The sequence below is a fragment of the Herbaspirillum huttiense genome (assembly GCF_004367745.1).
Taxonomy (GTDB): Bacteria; Pseudomonadota; Gammaproteobacteria; order Burkholderiales; family Burkholderiaceae_D; genus Herbaspirillum; species Herbaspirillum huttiense.
Map to the genome: position 1 here is coordinate 205,406 of NZ_CP037993.1, position 13,624 is coordinate 219,029.

General features: G+C 63.3%; 15 protein-coding genes. 7 read left to right on the forward strand and 8 right to left on the reverse strand.

All coding sequences use genetic code 11. From position 1 onward, the window contains the following. Positions 1-34: 34 nt before the first annotated feature. The 3 genes from sigJ to yihA all read right to left on the reverse strand — a co-directional run bounded on the left by sigJ (position 35) and on the right by yihA (position 3,084). The gene (gene sigJ / locus E2K99_RS01005; protein ID WP_134221060.1) at positions 35-997 is read right to left on the reverse strand and encodes an RNA polymerase sigma factor SigJ; all 963 of its coding nucleotides are present in this window, start codon (positions 995-997) and stop codon (positions 35-37) included. Positions 998-1,023: 26 nt separating this feature from the next. Then, entirely contained in the window at positions 1,024-2,043 is a 1,020-nt protein-coding gene (hemB, locus tag E2K99_RS01010) for a porphobilinogen synthase (RefSeq protein WP_039789615.1), read from the reverse strand. 291 nt (positions 2,044-2,334) lie between these two features. Then, positions 2,335-3,084, reverse strand: coding sequence for a ribosome biogenesis GTP-binding protein YihA/YsxC (yihA, locus tag E2K99_RS01015; protein WP_039789614.1), 750 nt, complete (start codon positions 3,082-3,084; stop codon positions 2,335-2,337). Between the two features lie 204 nt (positions 3,085-3,288). On the opposite strand from yihA, the gene E2K99_RS01020 reads away from it, so the two are divergent. The 6 genes from E2K99_RS01020 to E2K99_RS01045 all read left to right on the forward strand — a co-directional run bounded on the left by E2K99_RS01020 (position 3,289) and on the right by E2K99_RS01045 (position 9,699). Then, positions 3,289-3,951: a c-type cytochrome gene (locus tag E2K99_RS01020; RefSeq protein WP_039789612.1), complete on the forward strand. Its 663-nt coding sequence runs from the start codon at positions 3,289-3,291 to the stop codon at positions 3,949-3,951. Between the two features lie 277 nt (positions 3,952-4,228). Next, positions 4,229-6,394: a cytochrome c biogenesis protein ResB gene (locus tag E2K99_RS01025; RefSeq protein ID WP_134221061.1), complete on the forward strand. Its 2,166-nt coding sequence runs from the start codon at positions 4,229-4,231 to the stop codon at positions 6,392-6,394. A 93-nt stretch (positions 6,395-6,487) separates the two neighbouring features. Continuing rightward, the gene (gene ccsB / locus E2K99_RS01030; protein ID WP_134221062.1) at positions 6,488-7,642 is read left to right on the forward strand and encodes a c-type cytochrome biogenesis protein CcsB; all 1,155 of its coding nucleotides are present in this window, start codon (positions 6,488-6,490) and stop codon (positions 7,640-7,642) included. Positions 7,643-7,700: 58 nt separating this feature from the next. Then, positions 7,701-8,348 carry an HAD family hydrolase gene (locus E2K99_RS01035; RefSeq protein ID WP_134221063.1) on the forward strand — a complete coding sequence of 216 codons (648 nt, stop codon included), beginning with the start codon at positions 7,701-7,703 and terminating at the stop codon, positions 8,346-8,348. 67 nt (positions 8,349-8,415) lie between these two features. Further along, positions 8,416-9,006 carry a GNAT family N-acetyltransferase gene (locus E2K99_RS01040; RefSeq protein WP_034340524.1) on the forward strand — a complete coding sequence of 197 codons (591 nt, stop codon included), beginning with the start codon at positions 8,416-8,418 and terminating at the stop codon, positions 9,004-9,006. Positions 9,007-9,444: 438 nt separating this feature from the next. Further along, entirely contained in the window at positions 9,445-9,699 is a 255-nt protein-coding gene (locus E2K99_RS01045; RefSeq protein WP_088757371.1) for a hypothetical protein, read from the forward strand. Between the two features lie 163 nt (positions 9,700-9,862). Here E2K99_RS01045 and E2K99_RS01050 read toward each other — a convergent pair whose 3' ends face one another. From E2K99_RS01050 to E2K99_RS01070, 5 genes are all read right to left on the reverse strand, one after another. Next, on the reverse strand, positions 9,863-10,867 hold the full coding sequence (locus tag E2K99_RS01050; RefSeq protein ID WP_134221064.1) for an NAD(P)H-dependent glycerol-3-phosphate dehydrogenase: 1,005 nt from the start codon (positions 10,865-10,867) through the stop codon (positions 9,863-9,865). A gap of 17 nt (positions 10,868-10,884) precedes the next feature. Beyond that, a complete protein-coding gene (locus tag E2K99_RS01055) occupies positions 10,885-11,334 on the reverse strand; it encodes an SH3 domain-containing protein (RefSeq protein ID WP_034340513.1) in 450 nt (149 codons plus the stop codon). Between the two features lie 118 nt (positions 11,335-11,452). Beyond that, complete coding sequence (gene secB, locus E2K99_RS01060; protein WP_013232209.1) at positions 11,453-11,947, reverse strand: protein-export chaperone SecB; 495 nt, start codon at positions 11,945-11,947, stop codon at positions 11,453-11,455. Between the two features lie 52 nt (positions 11,948-11,999). Next, positions 12,000-12,260: a glutaredoxin 3 gene (grxC, locus tag E2K99_RS01065; protein WP_034340510.1), complete on the reverse strand. Its 261-nt coding sequence runs from the start codon at positions 12,258-12,260 to the stop codon at positions 12,000-12,002. Beyond that, positions 12,257-12,670: a rhodanese-like domain-containing protein gene (locus E2K99_RS01070; protein WP_088757369.1), complete on the reverse strand. Its 414-nt coding sequence runs from the start codon at positions 12,668-12,670 to the stop codon at positions 12,257-12,259. The genes grxC and E2K99_RS01070 overlap by 4 nt, the downstream gene beginning before the upstream one ends. Positions 12,671-12,830: 160 nt before the next feature. On the opposite strand from E2K99_RS01070, the gene gpmA reads away from it, so the two are divergent. Next, positions 12,831-13,577 carry a 2,3-diphosphoglycerate-dependent phosphoglycerate mutase gene (gene gpmA / locus E2K99_RS01075; RefSeq protein WP_006464885.1) on the forward strand — a complete coding sequence of 249 codons (747 nt, stop codon included), beginning with the start codon at positions 12,831-12,833 and terminating at the stop codon, positions 13,575-13,577. Positions 13,578-13,624: the final 47 nt, after the last annotated feature.

The following is a 13,624-nucleotide window of genomic DNA, read 5'->3' on the forward strand; positions in this document are numbered from 1 at the left end:
CCGATGAAAAATAAATGAAGAAACCTGAAAAATCTCAGGGTGCCGTGTTCTGCTGCGCGATGGCGGCCAGCTTGTCGGGGTTGCGCACCACATAGATGGCGTGGATGCGCAGCCCATCCGATTCCAGTACCTGGGCCGATTCCAGCGCACCATCGACGTAGCGCAGCAAGCCCGGGCTGCCGTTGATCCAGGCCGTGCGATAGACGATGCGTTGGGCGAAGCGCCGCACATTGGCGTAGTACAGCCAGGAGATGCGCTCGCCACCGGCCAGCGGGTGCGGGAACGAGGCCACCTTGCCGCCACCGTCGCCGATCAGGCGTGCATCCTCGGCCAGCAGGCCCAGCATGGCCTCGCGCTGGCCGCTTTGCACGGCCTGCATGAATTTCTCCAGCAGCAGGGCGTGGGTTTCGCGCGTAACCGGGCTGGAAGCGGCGCGTACGTTGGTGCGGGCGACGCCATCGGCCTCCTGCCGCGCCAGGCGCTCGCGGGCGCGATGCACCAGTTGGCGGCAACTGGCCTCGGATTTCTGCAGGATCGCGGCGATGTCGGGATAGTCGTTGTCAAAGACTTCACGTAGCAGGAAGGCCGCGCGTTCCTCGGGCTTGAGGCGTTCCAGCAGCAGGAGGTAGGCGAAGGAAACGTCACTTTGCTGCTCCAGCAGGGCTTCCGGCGAGGGAGCCAGTCGGGCCGCGCCGAACAGGTCGATCTCCGGCGCCGGTTCGGCCAGGCCCACCAGCGGCTCCGGCAGCCAGTGGCCGACGTAGTGCTGGCGCTCCTGCTGCAGCTGGCGCAGGCGGTCGATGCACAGGCGGGTCACCACCGTGACCAGCCAGGCTTCGGCCGAGCCCAGGACCGACTTGTCCTGGGCGTGCCAGCGCAGCCAGGCGTCCTGCAGAACGTCGTCGGCCTCGCTGCGCGAGGCCAGCATGCGGTAGGCCACGCCGAACAGGCGCGGCCGCAGCTGCGTGAACTGGGCGAGCGCGGGGTCGTCGGTCATTGGCCGGGCCTGGGGTGGGAGAGGGGTCAGCCCTGCTTGAGCTTGCGCGCGATGTCCAGCGCGAAGTAGGTCAGCACGCCATCGGCGCCGGCGCGCTTGAAGGCCATCATGGCTTCCATCATGGTCTTGTCGTGGTCCAGCCAGCCGTTCTGGGCGGCGGCCTTGATCATGGCGTATTCGCCGCTGACCTGGTAGGCGAAGGTGGGCACGCGGAATTCATCCTTCACGCGGCGCACGATGTCCAGGTAGGGCATGCCGGGCTTGACCATGACCATGTCGGCACCTTCCTGCAGGTCCAGCGCCACTTCGCGCAGGGCTTCGTCGCTGTTGGCCGGATCCATCTGGTAGGTGGCCTTGCTGCCTTTGCCCAGGTTGGCGGCCGAGCCGACGGCGTCGCGGAAGGGGCCGTAGAAGGCTGAGGCGTATTTGGCCGAGTAGGCCATGATGCGGGTATAGATGTGGCCTTGGGCTTCCAGCATGGCGCGGATGGCGGCGATGCGGCCGTCCATCATGTCCGAGGGGGCCACCACGTCCACGCCGGCATCGGCCTGGGTTTGCGCCTGCTTGACCAGCAGCGCGATGGTTTCATCGTTGAGGATGTAGCCGGTTTCGTCGAGCACGCCGTCCTGGCCGTGGCTGGTGTAGGGGTCCAGTGCCACGTCGCACAGCACGCCCAGTTCGGGGAAGCGGTCCTTCAGGGCGCGCACCACGCGCGGCACCAGGCCGTCGGGATTGGTGGCCTCGATGCCGTCGGGCGTCTTCAGGGCCGGATCGATTACCGGGAACAGCGCCAGCACCGGCACGCCCAGCTTGACGCATTCCTCGGCCACCGGCAGCAGCGTATCCAGCGACAGGCGCTCCACGCCCGGCAGCGAGGCCACGGGGGTGCGCAGGTTCTGGCCCTCCTGCACAAACACGGGGTAGATCAGGTCGGCACTGGTGATGACGTTTTCGGCCATCAGGGCGCGCGAAAAGGCGTCGCGGCGCATGCGGCGCATGCGCAGGGCAGGGTAGCCGGCGTTGGAACTGAAATCGGTCAAGGACATAGGTCAGCTTTCAAAAATTAGATGTTATTTGAGGCTATCTTGGAATTATTTCGAGGCAAATATCGCTATCTTCGGAGATTTGATTCCTTTGATTACAGATCTGCTCCAATTTCCGAGACTTGCATTATCTTGGCGGCAGGTGATTTTTTCACCTCCCGCTTCCCCTTCCCTCCCTGAGCGGGGCTGATCGCGCAAGCGAAAGGCGTTCTTCCCCGGAGAATTTCCCTGTTCTCCGGGGTTTTTTTATTCATGCGTTGTACTCCGTCTGGAAAGATCTTGCCTTGTCGGCGATCAGGCTTGCGGTGTGTTGGTGTCGGCGCTGCCAGCACCTTCATTTGCCAGCGCAGCCGGGGCCACCGGTTCGGCCGTCTCAACTGGCTGGTTCAGGCCGGCCAGTTCCAGGATCTTGTCGTTGGCTTCGTCCAGACCGATGCGCTTCAGCGCCGAGAACAGTTGGGCCGTGAACGGGAAGGGCTGGCCATCCGCATCCACATAGCTTTGCAGGAAGGTCTGGGCCTGGCGCAGGGCATTGGTGGATTCGTTGCGGTTGAGCTTGTCGGCCTTGCTCAGGATGCAATGGATGGGTTTGCCGGTGGGGGCGAACCACTCGATCATCTGGATATCCAGGTCGGTGAAGGGACGGCGCGAATCGACGATCATTACCAGCGCCGCCAGTTGCTCGCGCTGGCGCACGTAATCACCCAGCAGGGCTTGCCAGTGATGCTTGGCCGAGCCGGAGACCTCGGCGTAGCCATAGCCGGGCAAATCCACCAGCATGGCGCGGATCTCGTCGGGGCGCGCCTCGTCATTGCGGTGCTGGCCGACGTGGGCGCCGCCCAGCGAGAAATAGTTGATGTGCTGGGTGCGTCCCGGTGTCTTGGAGGCGAAGGCCAGGCGCTTCTGATTGCACAGCACGTTGATGGCACTGGATTTGCCGGCGTTGGAACGGCCGGCGAAGGCGATTTCCGGCACACTGGTCTTGGGCAGGTCCCGCAGGTGATTGACGGTGGTGAAGAAACGGGCTTGCCAAAGTTGCGACATGGTGGGGGGAAATCCGAAAGAGGAGGGAAAAACGCGGAGAAGCTATTGTACAATGGCCCGAAACCCAGCGCCTCGTTGACGCCAAGCAAGCAAAAAATATGGCGGCCATTGGAGACAGGTCAAACAACAGGCATTTGGGCAGGGGGCAGCCAGCCGCCGAACGGGCAAAATCTCTCAATTCCACAATAAGTATTAGGGTGACGAATGAACCGTGCCTTTTCCCCACTGTTGTATACCGTTCTTGCTGCCGTGCTGGCAGTGTCCTCGGCGGCCCATGCGGCCGATGACAAGAAAGCCCCGATCAAGGCCGATCCGGCCAAGGGGGAAGCCCTCTACACCAATGGCGACAATGCCCGCAACATCGTGGCCTGCGTGTCTTGCCACGGCGCAGCCGGCAATTCGACCATCACCCAGAATCCCAAGCTGTCCGGCCAGCACGAGGCCTACATCGCCAAGCAGCTGCTCAACTTCCGTACCCCTGACCGCAACAACCCGGTGATGTCGCCGCTGGCCAAGGCGCTCTCGGATGAAGACATCCACAACGTCGCGGCCTACCTGGCTGCCCAGGCGCCCAAGCCGGGTGCCGCCAAGAACAAGGACACCATCGAGCTGGGCAAGCACATCTGGCGCGGCGGCATCGCCTCCAAGAACGTGCCGGCCTGCGCCGGCTGCCATAGCCCCAATGGGGCCGGCATCCCGGCCCAGTATCCGCGCCTGGCCGGCCAGCACCAGGATTACACGGTGGCCCAGCTGACCAACTTCCGTGGCGGAGCGCGCACCAACAGCGCCCAGATGACCGCCATCGCCGACCGCCTGTCGGACAAGGAAATCAAGGCCGTGGCCGACTACATCGCCGGCCTGAAGTAATCAGCCTGCCGCCACACGGCGCGGGAAGGAAAGAGGCGGCCGGCGTGCCGCCTTTTTTCATGCAGCTTGACGCACGTCGTGGTGAAACATCGTCCAACACGGCATGATCCCTCCCCGCCGGACCAGATAATCGCCCCGGCATACCCGGGCTACGCAGGCGCGTATCACGGACTTTCCCCCGGAGCGGTAAAATCCGGGTTCGCATCGCTTTGCCGACCGGCAAGGAGATCCCCCCAGGTAAGCGGAACCGGCAGGCCCGGTCCGGTAAGGCAGGAATATGACGACGGGCAGCAGTACCCATGGAATCCAGATCAGGACTCGCCAGCGCTGGCTCGGCGAGGCCGTCGAAGTGGTCTCATCGATGCGCTTTGCGATCAGCCTGCTGACGCTGATTGCCATCGCCTCGGTGATCGGCACGGTGATGAAGCAGAACGAACCGATGCCCAACTACGTGAACCAGTTCGGTCCGTTCTGGTTCGAGATCTTCGGCAAGGCCGGTTTGTATGCGGTGTATTCGGCCTGGTGGTTCCTGCTGATCATGGGCTTCCTGGTGCTGTCGACCTCGCTGTGCATCGCCCGCAATGCCCCCAAGATGCTGCGCGATGTGAAGAGCTGGCGCGACAACGTGCGTGAGCAGTCGCTGCGCAATTTCCATCACAAGCACGAATGGACGACTGCCGAGGCCCCGGCCGAGGCCGCGGCGCGGCTGCTGCGCCAGGTCGGCGCGCGCGGCTACAAGACCAAGCTGGCCGACAAGGAAGGCGGCACGCTGCTGGCGGCCAAGCAGGGAGCGGCCAACAAGTGGGGCTACATCTTCGCGCACGCGGCCATCGTCATCATCTGCCTGGGCGGCCTGCTCGATTCGGATCTGCCGATCCGCTTCCAGCAATGGTTCTACGGCAAGTCGGCCTTTGCCGGCAATGGCATCATTTCCGAGATCCCCGAACGCTATCGCCTGGGCCTGAACAACCCGACCTTCCGCGGCAACACCCTCATTCCTGAAGGCTCCAGCAGCAGCACCGCCATCATCCCGCAGAAGGATGGCGTGATGATCCAGGACCTGCCCTTCACCATCCAGTTGAAGCGCTTCATCATCGACTTCTACTCGACCGGCATGCCCAAGCTGTTCGCCAGCGAAGTGGTGGTGCGCGATCATGAAACCGGCAAGGAAACTGCCGCCACCATCAAGGTCAACGAGCCGTTGATCTACAAGGGTGTGGCCATCTACCAGTCCAGCTTCGAGGATGGCGGCAGCAAGCTCAAGCTGGTCGCCTACCCGATGCGCGGCGGCAGCAACAGCCACTTCGACCTGGCCGGCGAAGTCAACGGCAGCACGCCGCTGTCCTCCAGCAGCGGTGACTACACCATCGAGTGGAGCGGCTTCCGTCCCTTCAACGTCGAGAACATGCAGGCCGCCGCCTCCGGTCAGGCCTCCGGCTCGACCTCGGGAGATGCGCGCGCGGTCAATGTCGGCAAGAACGTCAATAGCGGCTTCATGGACGGCCTGGACAAGCACCTCGGCTCCAGTGCCAAGAATGCCAACAGCAAGGACTTCAAGAATGTCGGCCCGAGCGTGCAGTACAAGCTGCGCGACAAGACCGGGCAGGCGCGCGAATACTTCAACTACATGCAGTCGCTGCCCATCGATGGTGCCGATGTCTTCCTGGCCGGCATGCGCGAGCAGCCCGACCAGCCCTTCCGTTACCTGCGCATTCCCGCCGATGACAACGACAGCGTCGCCGAGTGGATGCGCCTGCGCGCGGCCTTGGCCAATCCGGCTTTGCGCCAGGAAGCCGCACGCCGCTATGCGCGGCAGGCCATCAGCAGCGGGCGCGAAGCCTCGCCCGTGTTGCGCGAGCAACTGGAACAATCGGCCCTGCGCGGGCTGACCATTTTTGCCGGCGACGGCAAGGTCTCGGGCTACATCGCCGTGACGCGCTTCCTGGAGCAACTGCCCGCGGCCGAACAGGAAAAGGCCGCCGACATCTTCATGAAGATCCTCAACGGCAGCATGTGGGAACTGTGGCAAGCTGCGCGCGCCCAAGAGGGTCTCGCTCCGGTGGCCAGCGACGAGAAGCACGGACGCTATCTGCAGCTGGCCATCAATGCCCTGGCCGATGCGGCCTTCTATCCGGCACCGGTGTTCCTGCAGCTCACGAGTTTCCAAGAGATCAAGGCCTCGGTGCTGCAGGTGACGCGTTCACCGGGCAAGAAGGTGGTCTACCTGGGTTGCCTGTTCCTGGTACTGGGCGTGTTCGCGATGCTGTACATTCGTGAACGGCGCCTGTGGATCTGGATCAAGCCCGGTCCCGATGGCCAGGGCAGCCAGGCCCTGCTGGCCATGAGCACGCAGCGCCGCACGCTGGACTTCGACAAGGAATTCGAACAGATGAAAGACCGTCTGACCGGCGCGGGCCAGCCCGCCCCCGGTCCCTCGGCCTGAACCCTTCATGCCGCCGGTAATGGCGGCGATCCCCCGGCACATGGGGCAGGCTTGGCTTGCGCATGTGCCGGGACAGCAGCAGTGGAGAACGCAATGCAACTGACCCAAGCAAACCAGGCCTACGAGCAAGAGCAAGGCTTTTTCCGGCGGCTCAGTCTCGTCGACTGGATCTACGCCGCCGCACTGGTGGCCGGATCGCTGTACGCCTTCGGGCGCTTCGGCAGCTATATGGATTACTACGAGAAGGCCGTGCTGCTGCTGGCCGCACCGACCTTCGCCTGGCTGGGCTGGCACTGGAAGCCGGTTCGCCTGCTGATGCTGGTGATCGCCGTGCTTTCGCTGGGGGCCATCGCCATGTATGGCGGCGCGCTGGAACTGGCGGACAAGAAATTCTTCCTCAAGTACATGCTCTCCAGCCAGTCCGCGATCCTGTGGATGAGCGCGCTGTTCTGCCTCTCCACGCTGTTCTACTGGGGCGGCCTGGCCACCACCGCCGGTACCGGCAGCGCGATCGGCTCGCGCCTGTGCTGGGCGGCCGTGGTGCTGGGCTTCACCGGCATGATGGTGCGCTGGTACGAGTCCTACCTGATCGGCCCGGATGTGGGCCACATCCCCATTTCCAATTTATATGAAGTTTTCGTCCTGTTCTGCCTGATTACGGCCCTTTTCTACCTGTACTACGAAGAACGTTACGCCACGCGCCAGCTGGGTGCTTTTGTGCTGACCGTCATCACGGCGGCGGTCGCTTTCCTGATGTGGTATACCGTCTCGCGGGATGCGGCCGAGATCCAGCCGCTGGTGCCGGCGCTGCAGAGCTGGTGGATGAAGATCCACGTGCCGGCCAACTTCATCGGCTATGGCACCTTCGCCCTGGCCGCGATGGTAGCGGTGGCCTACCTGCTGCGCGAGCGCGGCATCCTGGCCGATCGCCTGCCCACGCTGGAAGTGCTGGATGACGTGATGTACAAGGCCATCGCCGTCGGCTTTGCCTTCTTCACCATCGCCACCATCCTGGGCGCGCTGTGGGCCGCTGAAGCCTGGGGCGGCTACTGGTCGTGGGATCCGAAGGAAACCTGGGCCCTGATCGTCTGGCTCAACTATGCTGCCTGGCTGCACATGCGCCTCATGAAGGGCCTGCGTGGCCGTACCGCCGCCTGGTGGGCGCTGGTGGGCCTGCTGGTGACGACGTTTGCCTTCCTGGGAGTGAACATGTTCCTTTCGGGCCTGCATTCCTACGGCGAACTTTGATGGGGTTGGCGGCTCCTTGAACAGGGCGGCCAACGCCCCCGAACAACAAGGAGCAATGATGAAGCAGCCCAATGCCGCGCCCGAACTGGTCATCTTCGACTGTGACGGCACCCTGGTCGACAGCGAAGTGGTGGCCGCCCGGGCCTGGTCCGAGTACGTGGCCACTTACGGCGTCACCCTCAGCCCCGACGAGGCGCTGGCGCGTTTTCGCGGCGTGAGCATGAAGTGGTGCATCTCGCACATCGAGCAATTGCATGGCCAGACCCTGCCGGGCCACTTCGAGCAGGAACTGCGCGCCCTCATGGGCGGCATGCTGGAGCAGCACCTGCAACCCATCAGCGGTGCCGTCGAGATGGTGGAGCAGCTGCACCTGCCCTTCGCCCTGGCGTCCAACGCCCCGCATCACAAGATCGAGCTGTGCCTGCGCGTGACCGGACTGCTGCCGCATTTTGCCGGCCGCATCTTCAGCGCCTACGACGTGCAACGCTGGAAACCTGATCCCGCCCTGTTCCTGTTCGCCGCAGAACGCCTGGGCGTCCCGCCCCGGCGCTGCGCCGTGGTGGAAGACAGCCTGCCGGGCGTGCAAGCCGGGCTGGCAGCGGGCATGCGTGTGATCGCCTTGCAGGAGCATGGCGTGCATCCGGAGCTGCCCCCGGAAGTGGCGGTCATCACCCATCTGGCGCAATTGCGGGCGCAACTGGGCTGACCGCAGGGACAGTTCCGGCACCGTCCAATTTCGGTAAGATCTGCAAGAAACTTCATCTACGGACCCCATGCTCCGCTCCATCGACCGTGAACGGCAAATCATCTACTGCGACCGCGCCATCGAAGTGCGCCCGCTCGGCCTGCGCGAGGCCCCGGCGCTGTATGACGCCGTGCGCCAGTCGCGCGATGCCATCGGCCAGTGGGAAGCCTGGTGCACCCCTGACTACGGCCTGCTGGATGCCAAGCTGTTCCTGCAGCGCGCCATCGAGCAATGGCATGTACACGCGGCTTATGATTTCAACATCATCGATCGCAGCAACGGCCTGGTGATCGGCTCGGTGGCCATCAATCAGGTCAGCCAGCTGAACCAGATGGCCAACCTGGGCTACTGGGTGCGCGAGGGCTACACCGGCCGCGGCATCGCCGCCCTGGCCGCGCGGGCGGCGGCATCTTTCGCCTTCTCCAGGACCGGGCTCACCCGCCTGGAAATCGTGGCCCAGGCCGGCAACCTGCGCAGCCAGCGGGTGGCGGAGAAGGCGGGTGCGACGCTGGAATGCCTGGCGCGCAATCGCCTGGTCTTTCATGGTGAACCGCGCGATGCGAAGGTTTTTTCACTCGTCCCGGCGGACCTGGGGCTGCCCGTGCCGGTGCACGGATGAGCTCTCGCAGTGGGTGATAAACATTCTTTGTGGCAAGCTTTTCGTCGTATTTTTGATGCGGGACATGAAGGAAGATACGTTTCGCAACACTTTTTTTTCTCTTTTTTTGTTCAGCAAAAGTGCACAATCCGGCGCATTCTGACAGCGCTGTCAGCCTTGATGGCAGCGGGTTTGCGCCATTTTTTGCGTAGCCGCACGGCTTTGCCGGCGCGCAGAAATTTCAATTTGGCTGACAAAATACTGACTTTTCGCGTATTCCAAAACGCCGCTCGGGCGTTACATACCTAAAGCACTGTCAAGAAAAGCAGTGCTTGTGTATCTGGAGCAGTCTCCCGGAATCAAGGCAGCAGGCAACATCTTCCGGGGCGCTGCGTGTTCTTCCGAACAACAACTCAGGATGGAAGAACGTTGAGCGTCAGCGACGTAAGAGGAAATATGATGCAAGCCATACAACGCAACAAGACCACGAACAATAACCACGCCGGCCGCGCCGCCCAGCAATACGTCATGGGCGGGGAAGCGCGCAGTACCCGTCTGGCCAAGCGCCTGAAGGGCGCAGAAGCCGTCCATCAGGACGATGACTGCAGCGCGCGTTACGACAAGATCTCCAAGCAGATGGATGACGCGCTCGAAGGCGGTTCGCCGCAACGCTTCAAGCGTCCCAAGATGGAAAGCGACATCATCGCACGTTGAAGCAGGGCGGATTCGGGCAGCATCCCGCCTGAATCCCTTCCAGTTCCCGTGCGATAAAAAAACAGCCGGAGGCATTTCTGCTCCGGCTGTCATTTTCTCCGCTTCACTTTCAGGTGAGGTTTGGTGAATCTCCCGTCCCAATGTGCGAGCGGGAGTGGCTGTCTTACAGGCTTTCTTCGCGCGGATCCCGCGCCAGCAGCCGGGTCACCATGTCCTGCACCGACACGCCGTCGAACAAGGCTGCCGCCACCGCATCGGTGATCGGCATCTCAATGCCTTTTTCGCGCGCCAGCGCCCGCACTGCCTGTGCGCAGCGCACGCCCTCGGCCACGTGGCCGAGTTCGGCGACGATATCGTCCAGTTTCTTGTTTTGAGCCAGTCCCAGACCGACGCGCCGGTTGCGCGAGAGGTCGCCGGTGCAGGTCAGGATGAGATCGCCCACCCCTGAGAGTCCCATGAAGGTTTCTGCACGTCCGCCCAGCGCCACGCCCAAGCGCGTGATCTCCGCCAGGCCGCGGGTGATCAATGCTGCACGGGCGTTCAAGCCCAGTTGCAGGCCATCGGCCACGCCGGTGGCGATGGCCAGGATATTCTTGACCGCGCCGCCGATCTCCACCCCCACCAGGTCATCGCTGGAATAGATGCGGATGTTGTTGCCATGCACGGCCGCGACCACACGCTCGCACAGCGCCGCATCGGCACCGGCGATGGTCAGCGCGCAGGGCAGGCCGCGCGCCACTTCCTGGGCAAACGAGGGGCCGGAGAGCACCCCTGCCGCCACGCCTGAACCCAGCACTTCCTGCACCACCTGGTGCGGCAGCAGGCGCGTGCCTTCTTCCAGGCCCTTGCACAGCCACACCAGGTTGGGAATGGCATAGGCGCGCAAATGCCCTGCCAGCTCACGCAGGCCGGACACCGATGAGGCGGCAATGAGCAGCGAATCGGAGGGGGTGTCGCAGACGTGGCGCACGGCGGCATCGAAGTCCGAACTCACCGCCAGTTCGGGCGGCAGCGGAAATCCGGGCAGGTAGAGGCCGTTTTCGCGTTGCTCGCTGGCGGCCTGCATGGCTTGGGCATTGCGCCCCCACAGCACGACCTGGTGCTTGCGCGCCAGGGGAATGGCCAGCGCGGTACCCCATGCGCCGGCGCCGAGAATGGTGATTTTCATCTCAGGCCGCTCTTCGCTCAATCGCCCCAGACATCGCCGGCTTTCACGAAGCCGCTCTGGCCGTCGCGATGGCGGACCTTGACCCAGCCGTTGTTGGGGCTTTCCAGCATCTCCAGCAGGACCGACTTGTCGGCCGTGAAGACCACCGGGCTGCTTTCATCGGCAGCATTGAAGATGCGCGCATTGGCCACCGACACCACCAGCATGCGCTTGGGCGTCAAGGCCTTGGAGGAGATCCAGGACAGCGTGCCGGCCGCATCTCTGACCTTGCTCCAGTCGCCATAGGTCAGCACAACCTCGACCGGCATGCCGCGCGGCGCGACATAGACACGGCGGCCCTTTTCGGACGGGGCGTCATACATGATGGCGGGCGAGGCGCCGACCGACTTGAAGTCCAGGGCCAGGGCATCCTTGGCCATGAAGGCGCCGAGCAGGGTGGCGCAAAGAATCAGGGGCAGGCGTTTCATCGTGAAGGTCTCCGCAGAAGGGAAAGCGCCGCAGCACAGGCTGCGGCGGCTCGTTGTCGTGCCGGGCTGCCGCAGAGGATGCGGCCGGCCCGGCAGGCGGACAGGGGGTGAAACCCGATCAGTTGACGGCGGTGGAGCCGTTGTTGACCAGGGTCGCGCCTTGTTGCTCGGCCAGGGCCTGCAGGCGCTGCTGGTAGAACACCTCGAAGTTGATCTCGGCCAGGTGCACCGGCGGGAAACCGGCGCGGGTGATGGCGTCGGCGATGTTGGCGCGCAGGTACGGGTAGATGATGTTGGGGCAGCCGATGCCCAGCAGCGGGTCCAGTTGTTCGGCCGGCACGTTGCGGATCTCGAAGATGCCGGCTTGCTTGCCCTCGACCAGGAAGGCGACTTTGTCCTTGACCTTGGCGGTCACGGTGATGGTCACGGTCGATTCGAACACGCCTTCAGCCAGCGCTTCGGCACCGACATCCACCGACACTTCGATCGAAGGGGCTTCCTGTTCCAGGAAGATGGCCGGGGAATTCGGCTGTTCCAGCGACAGATCCTTCAGGTAGACGCGCTGGATCTGGAAAACGGGTTGCTGTTGGGCTTCTTGGTTCTGTTCCGACATGGATCTCTTTCAGGTTCGGTGAATCGATAGGGGGGAGTGTGCTGCCCTGGCGTCAGGCTTGCAGCAGCGGGTCCAGCTTGCCGGCACGGTCCAGTGCGCTCAGGTCATCGAAGCCACCGACATGGGTGTCGCCGACATAGATCTGGGGCACGGTACGGCGGCCGGTCTTTTGCATCATCAGCTCACGCTGCTGAGGTTCGAGATCCACGCGGATCTTCTCGATCTGCGTGATTCCCTTGCTGGCCAGCAAACGCTCGGCCATCATGCAATACGGGCACACGGCGGTGCAATACATGGTCACGGGGGCGCTCATTTTGCCTCCTTGGTGGTCAGCGGCAGGCCTTGGCCCTGCCAGGCGGCGATGCCGCCGTTCAAGCCGTAGACTTCGGTGAAGCCGGCTTTCTTCAGGGAAGCTTCGGCACGGTTGGCCTGGGTGCCGGTCTGGCATACCACGATGACCGGGCGGCCCTTGAGCTTGTCGAGCTCGCCGATGCGCTGCGGCAACTCTTTCAAGGGAATGTTGCGGGCGTCGCGCAGGTGGCCGGCGGCGAATTGCTCGGCATCACGCACATCCAGCACCAGCACCTTGCCCTGGTTGAGCATCTGCGTGGCCTGCAAGAGGCTCAGCTTGTTGCCGCGCTGCTGCAGGTAGGGAACCAGCAGCGCACCACCCGAGACCAAGGCCAGGGCGATCAGGAAAATATTGTCGATGATGAATTTCACGGCAGCCCAATGAGTTTACTGAATCCCGGCATTATAAAATAGAAGCATTCGCGGTTTGCATCCGGACCGAACAGTCTAGTTTAAGGTGTGCACCCGGTCTCGCGTAGTCGATCTTTGGGGCAGCCGCAGCGGTTTATCCATCATCAATACAAGTCCTGCTATGTACAAAATCGTATTCATGCGCCACGGCGAATCGACCTGGAACCTGGCCAACCGCTTCACCGGCTGGGTCGACGTCGACCTGACCGAAAAGGGCGTGGCTGAAGCCCGCCAGGCTGGCAAGCTGCTCAAGGAAGCCGGTTTCTCCTTCGACCTGGCCTACACCTCGGTGTTGAAGCGCGCCATCCGCACCCTCTGGACCACGCTGGACGAAATGGACCAGATGTACATCCCGATCAAGAACGACTGGCGCCTCAACGAACGCCACTACGGCGCCCTGCAAGGTCTGAACAAGGCCGAAACCGCCGCTCAGTACGGCGACGAGCAGGTGCTGGTCTGGCGCCGCAGCTACGATACCCCGCCCAACCCGCTGACCCCGGGCGAAGAGCGCGATGCCTTCGGCGACGCCCGCTACGCCGGCCTCTCGCGCGAGCAGGTGCCGCTGACCGAATGCCTGAAGGACACCGTGGCGCGTGTGCTGCCGGCCTGGAATGACTCCATCGCCCCGGCCATCCGCGCTGGCAAGCAGATCATCATCTCGGCCCACGGCAACAGCCTGCGGGCCCTGATCAAGTACCTGGACGGCATCAGCGACAACGACATCGTCGGCCTGAACATCCCCAATGGCCAGCCGCTGGTCTATGAACTGGACGCCGACCTCAAGCCGATCAAGAGCTACTACCTGGGCGACCAGTCCGCCATTGAAGCAGCGCTCAAGGCCGTGGCCAATCAAGGGAAGTCGAAATAAAACTGCGTTGCTCCAGCAAGACGCCCGCCGCACAGGCGGCGTCCCTT